The sequence below is a fragment of the Streptococcus sp. A23 genome (assembly GCF_043674155.1).
GTDB lineage: Bacteria > Bacillota > Bacilli > Lactobacillales > Streptococcaceae > Streptococcus > Streptococcus suis_V.
This window is the reverse complement of record NZ_JBIMJP010000026.1, coordinates 1-15,247: the sequence shown is the minus strand read 5'-3', so window position 1 is coordinate 15,247 and position 15,247 is coordinate 1. Positions and strand designations below refer to the sequence as shown.

The following is a 15,247-nucleotide window of genomic DNA, read 5'->3' as shown; positions in this document are numbered from 1 at the left end:
TCATTGACGATTTATATAAATATAAATCACCCTGCACGTTTGGTTCGTCTTCTTTAATTTTCAAAGGTCTTGTCGTCTATCGCGACAACTATATCAGTATATCACATCCACGATTGCCTGTCAACTACTTTTTGAAACTTTTTTTCGTTTCTTCTTCATCAACAGTCCCTCGCGAGACAACTTCATTATTCTATCATCTATTACTATTACTGTCAATAGCTTTTTAAATTTTTTTTTGAAAAAAATAAGCCGGTCATGTGACCAGCTTAGTGATTAGCGTGTTGGAACGTAATTTAGTTCATCTTTATGTTCTGCAAGGAAGTCTCCGAGCTCTGACTCAGGGATTTCGCGGAGGTAGAGGTTGGCACGAATGGTTTCGTCATCTTCACGACAAGTTGAGAGAACCAGGTAGTTGTCTGATGCTTTAATCTCAATATTATCATTTTTTGCTACTGCACCTTCACGAACTGCTGTCAACTGCTCTTCGAACTGTTGGTCGCTATCGAAACTTGTGCGATAGAAGGCTGTCGACTCATGAACAATAATCATGAAAGCGGCCTGATAGTAATGAACTTTTTCCGGAGTACGGACGACAACATAGGGATGGGCATCAAAGAAGGCCTGATCATCGTAGAAGTTGACATCGTTAAACATACGGCTATCTGGTACTTTAGAACCGCGAGCATGTCCAAAAAGCCAGGTCAACTTGTCACTAAAGTCTGTTTTGTTGTCCATATCCATGAAGACTGTCCCCATGTATGGGTCTTCACCGGACCCATCAAAGAGTTTTGATAAGTAGGTTGTATTGTCACCACTATAGACAACTGGCTCATCCAGATTGGTACCTGGTGCATAGACGTAGGCAATAGTATCAGGGTTAACCCCTTTGAGACCGTCAAATTGCTCTTTAAGGGCTGCCTTTTCTTCCTCTGAAATCTGATAGGATGTTGCAGATGACGATGATGTTGCCTGCTGGCTTGAGCTTGGCTGGTTGTTTCCTGATGCAGTAGAGTTTTTTCCACCTTGAAGACCAAAGAAGGCTGATAGGGCAATACCTGCAACAGCTACAAAGGCTAGCAGAGCTATTATAAGTTTATTATTTTTTTTATTTCGCATAATTCACCTTAAAAAATAAAGTTGCCCTGAGGCAACTTTATCTATGATAGCTTAGACTAATTATTTAGCTGCGCTTGTTTTTGGAAGTGTTTTAGAACCAGTAGCAGTTTTAGCTGGAGCTACAGATTTAGCACCACCGTTGTTAGCTGCTGGAGCTACAGGAGCGCCTGCTTTTGCTTGTTCTACTTGTTCAGGAGTCAAACCAGCGTTAAGAGCTTCTGCAATAGCAGCATCAAGGTCTGCTTTTGCTTTTTCAAGTTTTGCAGCTGCTTCTGCTTTCTTAGCAACCCAGTTATTCAAGTCTTCTTGTGCTACTGCAACTGCAGTTTCGCGTGTTGTTACTACACCTTCAAGTTTAGCGATTTCACCATCATAGAAGTTGATTGCTGAAGTTACATCATTGAATCCTTCAACTGGAGTACCTACATTTAAAAGACCAATAGTATAGTCTTTTTCAGCTTTTTTCGCAGCAACATCATCTTGTGCAGCTTTAAGATCTTCTTTTGTTGCTGCAAGTGTTGCTTCGCGACCAGTTACGTTCAATGTGACGCTGTCAAATTCAACTTTAGCTGCGTCTGCATATGCTTTCAAAGTTGAAATCTTAAGTCCCAAGTTTTCTACAACATAGTCATAGCTAGTGTTTGGTTTGTTGTGTGCACCAGTTGCATTGTTGTTTGCAAGTACTGCAGATGAAGTTGCAACCAATGCTGCAACTGTTGCCAAAGTTACGAATGTTTTTTTCATGATAAAAAACTCCTTATGTTTTTCTTTTTTTTATTACTGCCACTGCAGATACCTATATTATAAGCTGATTTTTTATCTATGTCAAGAGTTTTTTAGAAAAATTTAAGGTTTTTTTAAAAAAAGTTATTTGTGATTATTTGATATGAATGGATAGGGTGTAACTATGACAACTATATTGAGTGATTTACCTTACTAAAAAGAAAGACTTTTTTTTTATCTTAAATTATCTTTTAGCTTTATAGTTGTTCTTGATTAAGCTCCGGTTTCTAATTGACTGCGGAGCTGGGCGATGGTTGTGAGGGGGAGTGCTGTCAATTCTGCTATATCCTCGTCCGACATGTGCTTAGTAAGCATGTTGCGCGCTATTGAGTAGCTGGCTTGAAGTTGACCTTCCTCACGACCTTCTTCTCTTGCCCAGTAGATTCTACTATAATTAACTTCTAGAATGTCTAATTCGTCATTGAACATGGCTTGTTCCTCAACTATTGGGTAGTAGCTCGCCTTGGAGCTCGTGAATTTGGGACAGGGATAGACCCGTACTTTGGGCAATGAGCTCTGGGGATAGATTGGCTGACAATAAATTGCGTGCTATCGAATAGCTGGCTTGAAGTTGACCTTCTTCTCTGCCTTCTTCACGACCTTCTTCTCTTGCCCAGTAGATTCTACTATAATTAACTTCTAGAATGTCTAGTTCGTCATTGAACATGGCTTGTTCCTCAACTATTGGTTAGTAGCTCGCCTTGGAGCTCGTGAATTTGGGACAGGGAAAGACCCGTACTTTGGGCAATGAGCTCTGGGGATAGGTTGGCTGACAATAAATTGCGTGCTATCGAATAGCTGGCTTGAAGTTGACCTTCTTCACGACCTTCTTCTCTGCCTTCTTCACGACCTTCTTCGCGACCTTCTTCTCTTGCCCAGTAGATTCTACTATGATTAACTTCTAGAATGTCTAATTCGTCATTGAACATGGCTTGTTCCTCCTTACTCCAGCTGGCGAAGTCCAGGGCATGCTCGGCTTGGTGGATGATTTTATCTAGAGGAGCTGTAAATTCTCGGTTCCCGAAAAATTCAAACCATTTCTTAAGCTGGTTTTTATCGAAAGTTTCGGGCTGGTATTTGTCCAACTCTAGAAAAGCCATTTTGAGCAAGCTGTGGTCCTTGGGACTATCCTTTAGCTTGATGGTTAGTTCTTGATTAGTGGTTTCTTCTCGAATGGAGAAGATATGAAAGGCCTTATCGTCTGAGAAATAATTTTTCTCCAAAAGGGCGATACCGTAGACCGGATAAAGCCGTTCATGGATCAAATGTGTCTCCTGAAATTCCTTGCGGATATTTTCAAAATTATCATGCACCTGACTACAAATATAGGTCCATAGCCGATTCACAAAGGACCGTTGCTTGACAATCTGGATTTCAATGATGACTTGCGTGCCGTCATCCAGCTCAACCAAGATATCTGTGACGGTATAAAATCCTCTCGGCAGTCCGTCCTGTGGTAGGCGAATCTGGTGACCGTCTAGTAATTCGACGGATTTGACAGGTAGGTCTAATATATCTGCTATAAAGTGCTTGGTAACTTCCTTATTTTGGAAGATTTTTTTGCTACGGTGTCGTAGGTGGGTTTGAGTCTGGTATGTCGCATAGGTTTTCTCCTTAAGTATAGAATTCCTTGAACATTCCAAACTATTTTCTACTTATATTTTAGCAGTTTTCATTAAAAAGTTCAAGGTTGATAATGTGGGACAGGGTCCTCTATATTATTTATTCGTATTTATAAGGAGAAAAAAAGAGAAACCTTGCGATTTCTCTCTTGAATTATTTCATTTTTTCTTTGATTTCATCGTATGAAAGGGGGTGGACATCTTCTTCATCGTGCTCTGTTTTTTCAGGCATTTTGCCTTTTTCATAGAGCGATTTGATTTGAACGCTGTCCAATGTTTCATACTTGAGTAGGGCTTCTGCAATCAACTGGTGTTTTTCACGGTTGTCTTGGATGATTTCAGCTGCTTTGTTATGGGCTTCTGTCAGGAGATTACGTACTTCTGTGTCCAGTTCGTAAGCAGTTTGCTCAGAAATATATTTTTGAGTAGTTTGGGCACCAAACATAGCATGGCTACCTTCGTACTGCATTGGTCCCATTTTTTCACTCATACCATATTCAGCAACCATAGCACGCGCCATTTGCGTTGCTTGCTCAAAGTCATTTGAGGCACCTGTGGTTTGAGTATTAAAGATAATTTCTTCTGCTACACGACCACCCATAAGCCCAGCCAATTGCTCCTTCATATCTTCTTTAGAAAGTAGCATTTGATCTTCTTTAGGAAGGGCAATCATATAACCACCAGCGCGACCGCGAGGGACAATAGTAACCTTGTGAACTTCACGTGCATTTGATAGGACAAGGCCGACAATGGTATGACCTGCCTCATGGTAGGCAACAATTTCACGCTCTTTAGCTGAAATCTGACGGTCTTTCTTAGAAGGTCCGGCGATAACCCGGTCTTCCGCCTCGTCAATATCCGAAGCGTCGATAACGGTTTTATTGCGTCGAGCTGCAACAAGAGCAGCTTCGTTGAGGACATTTTCCAAATCAGCTCCGACGAAACCTGGTGTTTGTTGGGCAACCAATTTCAAATCAACATCACCAGCCAGCGGTTTATTCTTGGCGTGCACCTTGAGAATAGCTTCGCGGCCCTTGACATCTGGACGACCAACCAAGACCTTGCGGTCAAAACGACCTGGACGAAGAAGAGCTGGGTCTAAAACATCACTACGGTTTGTAGCTGCAATAACGATAATGCCTTCATTTCCTTCAAAACCATCCATTTCAATCAGGAGTTGGTTGAGGGTCTGCTCACGCTCATCGTTACCACCGCCCATGCCGACACCACGTTGGCGACCGACAGCATCAATCTCGTCGATGAAAATGATGGCTGGTGCTGCTTTTTTAGCGTCTTCAAAGAGGGAACGAACACGGCTGGCACCGACACCGACAAACATTTCAACGAAGTCTGAACCAGAAATCGAGAAGAATGGGACACCTGCTTCGCCGGCCACTGCCTTGGCAAGAAGGGTTTTACCAGTCCCTGGAGGGCCTTCCAAGAGGACACCTGCTGGAATACGGGCACCGAGTTTGGTAAAGCGTTTTGGATCTTTCAGAAACTCAACAACTTCGACCAACTCTTGCTTTTCTTCTTCCGCACCTGCTACGTCTGAGAAGCGGACCTTGACATTGTTCTTTTCAAAGGCTCTGGCCTTGCTACGACCGAAGTTCATAGCGCCTCGGGCACCTCCGCCTCCTTGATTCATCATCATCATGAAGAATCCACCGAAAATAATCAAGGGAAGGAAGTTGAGGATAATGCTAAACCAGAGACTATTGGAGCTTTCAGGCTTTATCGTGACTTTAATCCCTTTTTCATTGGCCAAGGTTTGAAGTTCTGATAGATTTGTCTCTGAAGGTAAAATCAGGGATTTGAAGTTTTTGTACTTGATTGTCTCTGAAACTTGGAACAATTTAATAGAAGAGGCTAGCTCGTCTTTGGCTGTTTGTTCCTTTTTGTACTTACCTGTAATTTCGATAACGCTTGAATCAGGCTGGTAGGTTAGTTCTGATACATTGTCATTTTTAAGCTCGGTAATGACTTGAGAATAGGGAATTTCTTGCACCGTTACTTGTTTGCCAGCGTTAAAAAATTGGAAGGCTGTCAAAAGAGTCGCAATGACAAGAATAATGAGAAAAGGATTTTTTATAAATCCTTTATTTGGTTGTTTGTTCATAATAATAGTAGGAAACCTTTTCTATTTTGTATAAACTTCCTCTTTCAGTACTCCAACATAAGGAAGATTACGGTAATTTTCGTTGTAATCTAGACCAAAACCGACTACAAACTCATTTGGAATAGTGAAGCAGGTATAGTCTGGCTCAATTTCAACAACACGGCCTTCTGGTTTATCCAAAAGAGTCGCAATTTTGATAGAAGCTGCTTGACGGAGAGCAAAAAGCTCCTTAAGTTCTTTCAGGGTACGGCCAGTATCAATAATGTCCTCTACAAAGATAATGTGACGACCAGCGACGCTATTGTCCAAATCCTTGATGATTTTTACGGTACCGCTACTTTCTGTACCACCGTGGTAGCTAGAAACGACCATGTAGTCTGTCTCTACGTGGGCATCGATATGCTTCATTAATTCAGCCATGAAAGGAATAGATCCTTTCAAAATACCCACAAGAAGAGGATTTTTGTCTGCATAATCCTGGGCCAAGATTTGACCTAACTCTTTGCTTTTCGCAATGATTTCTTCTTCTGAAACGAGAACTTTTTTAATATCATTATCCAACATAATGTTTTACTCTTTCTGTTTGATATATAAGATAGCTTTCATTATACCATTTTTTGCAGATTTACTCAAATCAGTGATAAGCAGATTGGCAATTCCATAAATTTTTTCAGCCTGTTGGACAACTATGGCTTCTTGTCGTACTTGCTGAGGAATTTTTTGGTCAATAAACCAGCGACGGAGTTTCTTCTGAACACCATTTATGAGAATGCTGTCTCCTGCCTGTCTGCTGCGTAAGGTAATGGGGCTATCTGGTTGCAGATAAAGGATTTGTTGGGCATCTTCCAGTGGTTGATTGAGGGAAAATAGGTAGTCCCCATAAGTGAAGATACCGTCTGATTCTATCACAAGGGGAGCTAGCACTTCATCCGTCTGAGGTTGGATTTTGCTGATGCAAAACTGATGATAATCTTTTTCTAATTGGTAGCCGTTTTTTAGGCTGTGACGATAATTGGCCTTGGATCGTAAAATATGGAGAACTTGGTCAAACTGAGCAGCTGTCAATTGAAGGTCTGGAAATTGTTCTAAATATTCTTCCAGAAGAAAACTTTGTATAGCCTGGGTTTGCTGCTGAAAATGTTGGAGGTTGGTGATTTCTACATCTTTGGTCAAATCACGCAGGGCTTGGACCAACTGTTGGCTTTCGGATGCTAACTGGAGGAGATTCTTATCCAGCTGAGGATTTTCCTGTCTCAATTGTGGCAAATAGGTATTTCGGATACGGTTTCGTAAATAAGCTGGACTGGTATTGCTAGAATCTTCAAAATGAACTGTTGCTGGAAAATCGGATTTTTGAAAGGTCAGCAAGGGACGAATCAGCTGGCCAGGTCCGAAGTCTTGGACTGGCTGAATCGCTGAGATGTGACGCAGTCGATTGCCGCGGAGAATCCGCATGAAAACTGTCTCAGCCTGGTCGTCCGCATGATGCCCCGTGACCAGAGCAGTATAGCCTTTCTGGTCCATGACTTGTTTGAAAAAGTCATAGCGCCATTTCCGCGCAGCATTTTCCGAGAAAGCTCCTTGAAAATGTGAAATATAAACAGGAAGTCGTAGTTGAGTCGCTAATTCTTTGATATAGCGCTCCTCTTCCTGGGATTCTGGTCGTTGCTGGTGGTTGATATGTGCTATGCCTAGTTCAATATCTAGCTTCTCCCTGCTGTCGTATAGGAGCTGCAAAAGTGTCAGGGAATCCAGTCCACCGGATAAAGCCACCAAAACTTTTCTGTGTTTATCAAAAAAGTGACCTTGGCGTGTCACTTTTATAAATCTTTCTTTCATTACTTCAAAATCTCGTAAATATCCTTGGCAATTTGTGAAATGTCGTCGTAGCTTGCCTTGTCCGTGAAGATGGACAAGATGAAGGGTGAGTCTGTGTAGACAAGAGCAACGTCGTGCCTGAAATCATAGGCGTCACCTATCTTATGGGCCACCGGAACCGGAATGTCCTTGGGAATGCGCTGGTCATCGAACCTGGTTTCCTTGAGACTATCAAGTACAAACCCACCCTGATGGTAAATAGCTTCCATCATTAGTCCAGCTACTTTTGGAGATGTTTCACGTGTAACCATGTCCCATTTTTGACCAGTGATGGAGGTGATGTCATCGTAAAACTGCTGATTAAACTTGTCAGCCAGGTAGTAGCCGACAATATTGCTTGCGACATTGTCAGACTCTTTGGCGATACGGTTGAGCAGGTCGTCAACTTGGTATTCTTTATTGTCAACTCGCTTGCTGATGGATCCACTGCCTGCAGGGTCATAGGCTCCATCAAAGTCCTCTGTCTCCTTTACATACTTGACCTTATCTGTCAATTTAAAACGCCCTAAATCAATTTGTTTTTGGGCATAATAGAGTGTAGGAAGCTTAGAAACACTGGCTGCATATAGAATCTTATCCTGATTGATACCTGCTTCTAACTGACTTGACACTTGCTTGACATATATAGAGTAGTTGTCTTTGTTGTATTTTGTGTCTAGGAGTTTTTGAACTCCTTCCATCCTATTATCTTGGGTTGACAAGTGGTCAAGTAGAGCCCAGCCCTTGCCGACAATCTGAACAAACTGACCTCTCGGTGTCTCCACGAGTGTGTCAACCTGAACAGGCTGATAAGGAGGAAGAGTACTTTCTTTTTCATCCTGCTTTGTAGAAACAGGACTAGTTAAAATTCGAGTATTCTCCTTGGTCCAATAGGTCTGTTCAAGACCTACCTGGTTTAAAATCCTGTCATCTGCTACTTGGTCTTGACTAGCCAAAACATAGGTACCATCCGATAGTGTGAATACCTGCTGGTGGTGGTTATTTACCTCTAAACCTGCTAGTTCCAAACTGGAATCAGGCCCTATCTTGTGACTATAGTGGGTCAGGTCCATATCCTTAAACACATGGAGTTCTGTCAGGGAAATCGGGTTGCTAGGTAGGCTATGAAAGATGGGTTGGTATTCTTTTTGATTGAAAGTTACGTACTCTTCTTGCGTGATTTCAAAGGGGACTTCTGTGCTGTCCACAATGGTTGCAGAAAATAAAATTGGCAAGAGGAGTATGACTAATTTTTCCTTCATTCTCCATTCTTTCTATTTGGAAATTTCTTGTTGTGGATCAACGGACACTTTTAGCTGTTGATTTTTTTCAGTGAGTTCTTCTAATTTGTCATCGGAATAGGACAAAAATAACTCAACATTTTTTAATAAATCTTCTGTCATTTGGGCAACAATCCTGGAATATTGTAGATAAACTCGCCATCTTTTGAAAACTGATACTTGGCACGGACATATTTTGCAGCATATTCTTCATCCTGCAATTTTTTGACTAGGGCGTCACGAAGTTCCTTCTCACGAGAAAGGTCTTTGTACTGATTTTCCAATTCAACTAGTTTGGCTTCATTTTGCTTCAATTTCTGATGAGTAGCCACTAGATTATAGGTTGGCAACATAAAGAGAAAAATCACCAAGACAATGACCGTCGCTAAAAAACGGTTTTTTTGCTGTTTTTCTAGCTCTTTGCGGTGAAATCTTTCCTTCTCAGCATCAATAAAACGATTGCTGATTTGGAGAACCTTAGATTTTTTCATCTGCTTCTATCCTTTTTTCGCTAACGATTTCGTACATTTTCAGAGCGTCTTCTTTCTTGGTCGAGTCTTTCATTTCCAAGACCTTGACTGTCAAGAGTTTGTTTCCAAATTGGATTTCGATTTGATCATTGATTTTGACATCCGTTGAAGACTTTGCCAAAATTCCGTTGATTTTGATACGGCCCTTGTCTGCCACTTCTTTTGCAACTGTCCGGCGCTTGATAATACGGGATACTTTTAAATATTTATCTAGTCTCATTTGAATTACCTCAACTAAATATTATATCATTTTTTAAAGTTTTTGGTAGAATAGGATAACTTTGTTACCAAAATGTAAAAAGAGAGTTTGGAAACTCTCTCACCAAAATATGAGTGCTGAAATGACTACTCCTGCGAAGAAAATGAGAATTGATGCATTCAATGAATTAAACAGTTCGGCACAATCAACCTTTACTTAACTTAATTTGGGCCAATTTTTCTGCGAATTGGATCAATTCCTCCAAGATTTCATAATCCTTCTGTTTTTGAAGGGTAAAAATTACTTCTAAACGGCCCCGATTCTCTGCAATTTGGACCTTGAGATTGGTCACCGATAGGGCCTGGAAATAATCCTGGGTCAGGAAAATTTGACCAGCCATGGGCTCAAAGGAAATTGTAATCTGCTGTTTCTTTCTAAGGACACTATGGCAGAAAACCTGGTCCAGATAAGATTTGAGGAGACCAATTTCTAGCAAATAAGCTACAACATCCGGATAGTCTCCGAAGCGATCGACCAACTCTTCCTGCAATTCTTGATAGTTTACACGGCTGTCAATGTTCTTGATCCGCTTGTAAATCTCGATTTTTTGACGCTGGTCTGAAATGTATTCACTCGGCAAATAGGCATCAATCTGCAAATTAATTTCCGTATTACTCTTCTGACGCTGGCCAGCTTTACCTTGCCTTTCAAGAATGGCCTGTTCCAAAAGCTGAGAGTACATTTCATAGCCGACTGAGTCAATAAAGCCAGACTGGGCTGCACCGAGAATATTTCCCGCACCGCGGATGGACAGGTCCTGCATAGCAATCTTGAAGCCAGACCCCAGTTCTGTAAAGCCTTTGATGGCTTCTAGGCGTTTTTCAGCCACTTCTGTTAAGGACTTGTCAGGCCGATACATGAGATAGGCATAGGCGATACGATTGGAACGGCCGACACGACCACGAAGTTGATAGAGGGTTGACAGTCCCATATGGTCGGCATTTTCAATAAAGAGGGTATTGGCATTTGGAATATCAACCCCTGTTTCAATAATGGTAGTCGTAACGAGAACATCGTACTCCCCTTCCACAAAGGTATAGAGGGTATTTTCCAGTTGGATTTCAGACATTTGTCCGTGAACATAACCGATGCTGGCCTCTGGAACCAACTCTTTCAGCTCTGAAACTTTTTGCTCAATGGTGTCAACTTTATTGTAAAGATAGTAAACCTGTCCGTCACGGTCTAATTCACGGATAATGGCATCGCGAATGACTGTTGGATTGGTTTCCATGACATAGGTTTGGACAGGATAGCGATTAGTTGGCGGTGTTTCAATAACAGACAAATCACGAATTCCAAGCATGGACATTTGCAGGGTCCGAGGTATAGGAGTTGCGGTCAAGGTCAGGACATCAATTTTCTTTTTCAGCTCTTTAAGGCGTTCCTTGTGCTTGACACCAAAGCGTTGTTCCTCGTCAATGACCAGTAAACCTAAATCGGAAAATACCACATCTTTGGAGAGTAGGCGATGCGTACCAATGATAATATCCACCTGACCTTTTTTGAGCTTCTCCAGCGTTTTCTCCTGCTCTGCCTTGGTCTTGAATCGGCTCATCACGTCAACATTAACAGGAAACTCAGCAAATCGCTCTTGGAAATTTGCAAAATGTTGCTGGGCTAGGACCGTTGTCGGCACTAAAATTGCAACCTGTTTGCCATCATTGACCGCCTTAAAGGCTGCCCGCATGGCTACTTCTGTCTTACCAAATCCAACATCCCCGACCAAGAGCCGATCCATGGGCGAATCCTTCTGCATATCCTTTTTGATTTCGTCAATCGAGCGAAGTTGATCATCGGTTTCCACATGTGTAAAGTAGTTGTCAAACTCTTCTTGACTGGCATCATCAGGTGAAAAGGCAAAACCTTTGAGCTGACTGCGCTCTGCATAGAGCTTAATCAAATCATCCGCAATGTCTTCAACCTGCTTTTGCACCTTCTGCTTGGTCTTTTGGAAACGACCGTCGTTTAGCTTATTGACCTTAGGTGCCTTGCCGTCTGATGCCAGGTATTTTGACAGGAGGTCAATCTGCTCTACTGGAATGGAAATGCGGTCAGCATTCTGATATTGCACAGTAACATAGTCCCTATGAACACCCGATATTTCAATGGTTTCAATCCCTAAATACTGACCGATTCCGTGAACATGGTGGACTACATAATCTCCGACTGAAAGCTCACTATAATCCTTAATCCGCTCCGCATTGGACATGTTTGTCCTGCGGATTTTGCGCTTGATTTTCTTATTAAAAATTTCCTTTTCAGTGATGACAACCAGCTTTTCATCCATAAGGTGAAAACCAGCTGACAGCTGACCGACGGTGATTTGCTGCTGCCCAGCGACTAATTGTGATGCTGAATGGACTGGTAAATGAATCTCGTATTCCTGTAAAGATTTCTGTAAAGCTTGTAAACTTGTTTCAGAAGAAGCCTGGATAATGACCGTATTGTTTGATTTGGCATAACGAGCTAGCTCGTCTTTTAAAAGCGGAATTTGGTGGAAAAATTCCTGCATGGGATGCTGGGTAAATTGGTAAAGTCCATCAAACTTGACATTGCCCAGACCTTTCTGGAAACTAGAAAAGAAGGTGGCTGGCTTGTATTTTCTCAAACCAGCATAGGTTGACGCGAAGTAATTCAAACTTGACACTGATTTACCATTCTGTAAATCCTGTGTCAAGACATCCGCAACTTCTTTCTCAAACTGGGCCTGTTTATCAGAAATTTTATGGAAATCATCTAGAAAAATAGGTGAACCTTTTGGAAGGTAATCCAAAATAGTCCAGCTATCCTCATATAAGAAGGACAGGAATTTTCTGAGATCCGGATGACGGTAGGAAGACTGCATGTCTGCCAAGACTTCCTTGAGATAGGAAATCTGTTCTTCTTGATTGGAACGCTCAATCGTTTTCTGAATGATAGGAATAGCTCGTTGGTAGTCCTCTTCTGTCACAACCATTTCTGATGCTGGTGAAACGGTAATCTGTTCACAATTTTCCAGAGACTTCTGGCTATCGATGTCAAAAGTTCGGATGCCATCTATTTCATCACCGAAAAACTCCAGACGATAAGGATGCTCAGCCTGCATATCATAAATATCTAAGATGTCTCCTCGCTGGCTAAATTCTCCCTGGGTCAAGACACGAGAAACCTTCTTATAACCTGTATTGACAAGTGAATTGACAAGGGTGTCAACTTCCATTTCCTGACCAACTGAAAGTTCTAATCTAGCAGATTGATAGGCAGAAGGACTAGGTAGCAAAACACGGCAGGCAGCCATACTAGCTACCAGAATACCTGATGAAGTCTGGTCTTGTAGGAAATTCAAACTATCAATTCGAGACTGGGTTCGCTCTTTGGAGGCAAAAACAAACTCAGCAACTGGACTGTCATCTGTAAAGAAGTTGTAAACAGAGTCGCTACCAATAATAGCTGACAAATCTGTTGCTAAGCGCTCGGCCTCATTTTGGGTCGCCGTCACAATTAAAATCTTTTCTGCCAAGCTATCAAAGGCAGTTGCCATGACCAAGGACTTGCTGGTTCCTGATAGTCCTAGGATGAGTTGGCGAGTGAATTTATTCAGTCCTGCCTGCCACTGATTGATTTGCTTATTTTGGTGTAATAAATCCAGGATGTTCATTAGCCGTTAAACTTTCTCATGATAGTATCAAAGTCATCTTCCTGTAAATAGAAGTTGACAGCTTTGTCAAGTTTTTCAAGAGCTAGGTCAATGTCAATGCGGTCCTCCGTATCAAATCCAGATAAAACATGATGAACCACACTCATCTTGCCTTTGGGACGACCGATGCCAATCTTGATGCGGTCAAATTGATCTGTTCCTAGATACTTAATGATAGACTTAATACCATTGTGGCCACCGGCAGAGCCTTTTTGACGGAAACGGATTTTTCCAACAGTCATGTCCAAATCATCATAGGCCACCAGAATATCAGTCTCATCCAGTCCGTAGTAGGTCAGCAGCGCATGCACTGCCTTGCCCGATTCATTCATAAAGGTCGTCGGCTTGACCAGAAAAATCTTCTCTCCGTCAATAAAGGTCGTTGCAAGGTCTGCTTGGAAAATCTTATCGTGCGTAAAAGCCACATTTTCACGCGCTGCAATCTTATCAATCAGCATAAAGCCGACATTGTGCTTGGTTTCAAAATAGCGGTCACCGGGATTGCCTAGACCTATTATCAATCGTGTCATTTTTTCTCCTTAAACACCAAAAGGGTTGGAAGTCTTTCCAACCTACTATTTTTATAGTTGTTTTTTGATTGCTAAACATTTGCTTAGTCTAGGCATCAAAGTCACAGGCAGTACTGATAGTAAGGCAAGACGAGATAACAACGAATAAGCGAATGTTAGGCATCAGACATTGAAGCGGAACTCCATGATGTCCCCATCCTGGACCACGTACTCCTTACCTTCTTCACGAAGGCGTCCAGCCTCTTTAACAGCCTTCTCAGAGCCGTAGTGCATCAAATCATCATAGGACATTGTTACAGCGCGGATAAATCCTTTTTCAAAGTCTGAGTGGATGATACCGGCCGCTTGAGGCGCCTTGATACCTCGCTTGAAGGTCCAAGCACGGACTTCTTTTTCACCTGCTGTAAAGTAAGTACCAAGACCAAGTAAATGATAAGCTGCACGAGTCAGTTTGTCAACACCAGACTCAGTCAAACCGATTGCCTCCAAGAATTCTGCCTTGTCCTCGTCGTCGAGTTCCGAAATTTCTTCTTCGGCACGCGCTGAAATGACTACCACTTCTGCATTTTCTGTCGCTGCGAAATCGCGGATTTGTTGAACATACTCGATGCCGTCTGGGTCAGCGACCTTGTCCTCATCAACGTTAGCTACATAAAGGACTGGCTTGGTGGTCAAGAGGAAAAGCTGCTTGACAATTTTTTGCTCTTCGTCTGTAAAAGCTACTGTACGAGCTGATTTACCATCTTCCAAGACGGGCTTGATTTTTTCGAGAACGGCAAATTCTGCCACAGAATCCTTGTCTTTCTGGGTACGAGCCATCTTCTCCACACGCGCATAGCGTTTGTTGATACTCTCCAAGTCAGCCAAAATCAATTCTAGGTTAATCGTATCAATATCAGCAAGCGGATCAACGAAGGCATCTTCACGCCCCTGCTCCCGCATGACATTTTCATCGTCAAAGGCACGAACCACGTGAACAATGGCATCCACCTCGCGGATATTGGCCAAGAATTTATTTCCCAAACCTTCCCCTTTTGAGGCACCTTTTACGATACCGGCAATGTCTGTAAATTCAAAGGTGGTCGGCACGGTTTTCTTTGGTGTAATCAACTCTGTCAACTTGGTCAAGCGCTCATCTGGCACCTCTACCATTCCCACGTTTGGATCAATGGTCGCGAAAGGGTAGTTGGCAGCCTCTGCTCCTGCTTTGGTAATTGCGTTAAATAAGGTTGATTTACCAACGTTTGGCAAACCGACGATACCTGCTGTTAAAGCCATATTCTTAGTTCTCCATATAAAAATTCAATCATGACTATTATAGCAGAAAATTTAAAAAAAAGCTTGCGAATCAACAAGCTTTGTATCATCCAAAATGTAGCGTTACACTTGATGTGAGACTCTAGAAGTCAAAAAGAAGATTCCCTGATATGATAAGAGTACCACCTACTCATCAAAAAGGAAATCTTCTCATGACT

15 protein-coding genes are annotated in these 15,247 nt (G+C 42.1%); all 15 read right to left on the bottom strand.

The genetic code is table 11. The features are described from left to right. Positions 1 to 273: 273 nt before the first annotated feature. Positions 274 to 1,116 (bottom strand): class B sortase, LPKTxAVK-specific, encoded by an 843-nt coding sequence (gene srtB, locus ACHBIE_RS10410; protein ID WP_394733290.1) that lies wholly within the window; start codon positions 1,114 to 1,116, stop codon positions 274 to 276. Between the two features lie 60 nt (positions 1,117 to 1,176). Further along, positions 1,177 to 1,860, bottom strand: a complete 684-nt coding sequence (locus tag ACHBIE_RS10405; protein WP_105122863.1) for a hypothetical protein — start codon at positions 1,858 to 1,860, stop codon at positions 1,177 to 1,179. Between the two features lie 252 nt (positions 1,861 to 2,112). After that, a complete protein-coding gene (locus ACHBIE_RS10400; protein WP_394733289.1) occupies positions 2,113 to 2,328 on the bottom strand; it encodes a hypothetical protein in 216 nt (71 codons plus the stop codon). Between the two features lie 10 nt (positions 2,329 to 2,338). Beyond that, complete coding sequence (locus ACHBIE_RS10395) at positions 2,339 to 2,566, bottom strand: hypothetical protein (protein ID WP_105160699.1); 228 nt, start codon at positions 2,564 to 2,566, stop codon at positions 2,339 to 2,341. Between the two features lie 10 nt (positions 2,567 to 2,576). Further along, the gene (locus tag ACHBIE_RS10390; protein WP_394733288.1) at positions 2,577 to 3,542 is read right to left on the bottom strand and encodes an Rpn family recombination-promoting nuclease/putative transposase; all 966 of its coding nucleotides are present in this window, start codon (positions 3,540 to 3,542) and stop codon (positions 2,577 to 2,579) included. A gap of 133 nt (positions 3,543 to 3,675) precedes the next feature. Beyond that, entirely contained in the window at positions 3,676 to 5,640 is a 1,965-nt protein-coding gene (gene ftsH, locus ACHBIE_RS10385) for an ATP-dependent zinc metalloprotease FtsH (protein ID WP_394733287.1), read from the bottom strand. 21 nt (positions 5,641 to 5,661) lie between these two features. Then, complete coding sequence (gene hpt, locus ACHBIE_RS10380) at positions 5,662 to 6,204, bottom strand: hypoxanthine phosphoribosyltransferase (protein ID WP_105111353.1); 543 nt, start codon at positions 6,202 to 6,204, stop codon at positions 5,662 to 5,664. Positions 6,205 to 6,210: 6 nt separating this feature from the next. After that, entirely contained in the window at positions 6,211 to 7,479 is a 1,269-nt protein-coding gene (gene tilS / locus ACHBIE_RS10375; protein WP_394733286.1) for a tRNA lysidine(34) synthetase TilS, read from the bottom strand. Continuing rightward, entirely contained in the window at positions 7,479 to 8,759 is a 1,281-nt protein-coding gene (locus tag ACHBIE_RS10370; protein WP_172023502.1) for a serine hydrolase, read from the bottom strand. Before ACHBIE_RS10370 ends, tilS begins: the two co-directional genes overlap by 1 nt. 12 nt (positions 8,760 to 8,771) lie before the next feature. Then, a complete protein-coding gene (locus tag ACHBIE_RS10365; RefSeq protein ID WP_254610581.1) occupies positions 8,772 to 8,900 on the bottom strand; it encodes an SP_0009 family protein in 129 nt (42 codons plus the stop codon). Further along, positions 8,897 to 9,268 carry a septum formation initiator family protein gene (locus tag ACHBIE_RS10360; RefSeq protein WP_105111350.1) on the bottom strand — a complete coding sequence of 124 codons (372 nt, stop codon included), beginning with the start codon at positions 9,266 to 9,268 and terminating at the stop codon, positions 8,897 to 8,899. The genes ACHBIE_RS10365 and ACHBIE_RS10360 overlap by 4 nt, the downstream gene beginning before the upstream one ends. Continuing rightward, positions 9,255 to 9,527 (bottom strand): RNA-binding S4 domain-containing protein, encoded by a 273-nt coding sequence (locus ACHBIE_RS10355; RefSeq protein WP_105111349.1) that lies wholly within the window; start codon positions 9,525 to 9,527, stop codon positions 9,255 to 9,257. Before ACHBIE_RS10355 ends, ACHBIE_RS10360 begins: the two co-directional genes overlap by 14 nt. Before the next feature lie 184 nt (positions 9,528 to 9,711). Continuing rightward, the gene (mfd, locus tag ACHBIE_RS10350) at positions 9,712 to 13,203 is read right to left on the bottom strand and encodes a transcription-repair coupling factor (RefSeq protein WP_394733285.1); all 3,492 of its coding nucleotides are present in this window, start codon (positions 13,201 to 13,203) and stop codon (positions 9,712 to 9,714) included. After that, positions 13,203 to 13,772, bottom strand: a complete 570-nt coding sequence (pth, locus tag ACHBIE_RS10345) for an aminoacyl-tRNA hydrolase (RefSeq protein WP_257103883.1) — start codon at positions 13,770 to 13,772, stop codon at positions 13,203 to 13,205. The genes mfd and pth overlap by 1 nt, the downstream gene beginning before the upstream one ends. 162 nt (positions 13,773 to 13,934) lie before the next feature. Continuing rightward, complete coding sequence (ychF, locus tag ACHBIE_RS10340) at positions 13,935 to 15,050, bottom strand: redox-regulated ATPase YchF (RefSeq protein WP_105111346.1); 1,116 nt, start codon at positions 15,048 to 15,050, stop codon at positions 13,935 to 13,937. Between the last annotated feature and the right edge of the window lie 197 nt (positions 15,051 to 15,247).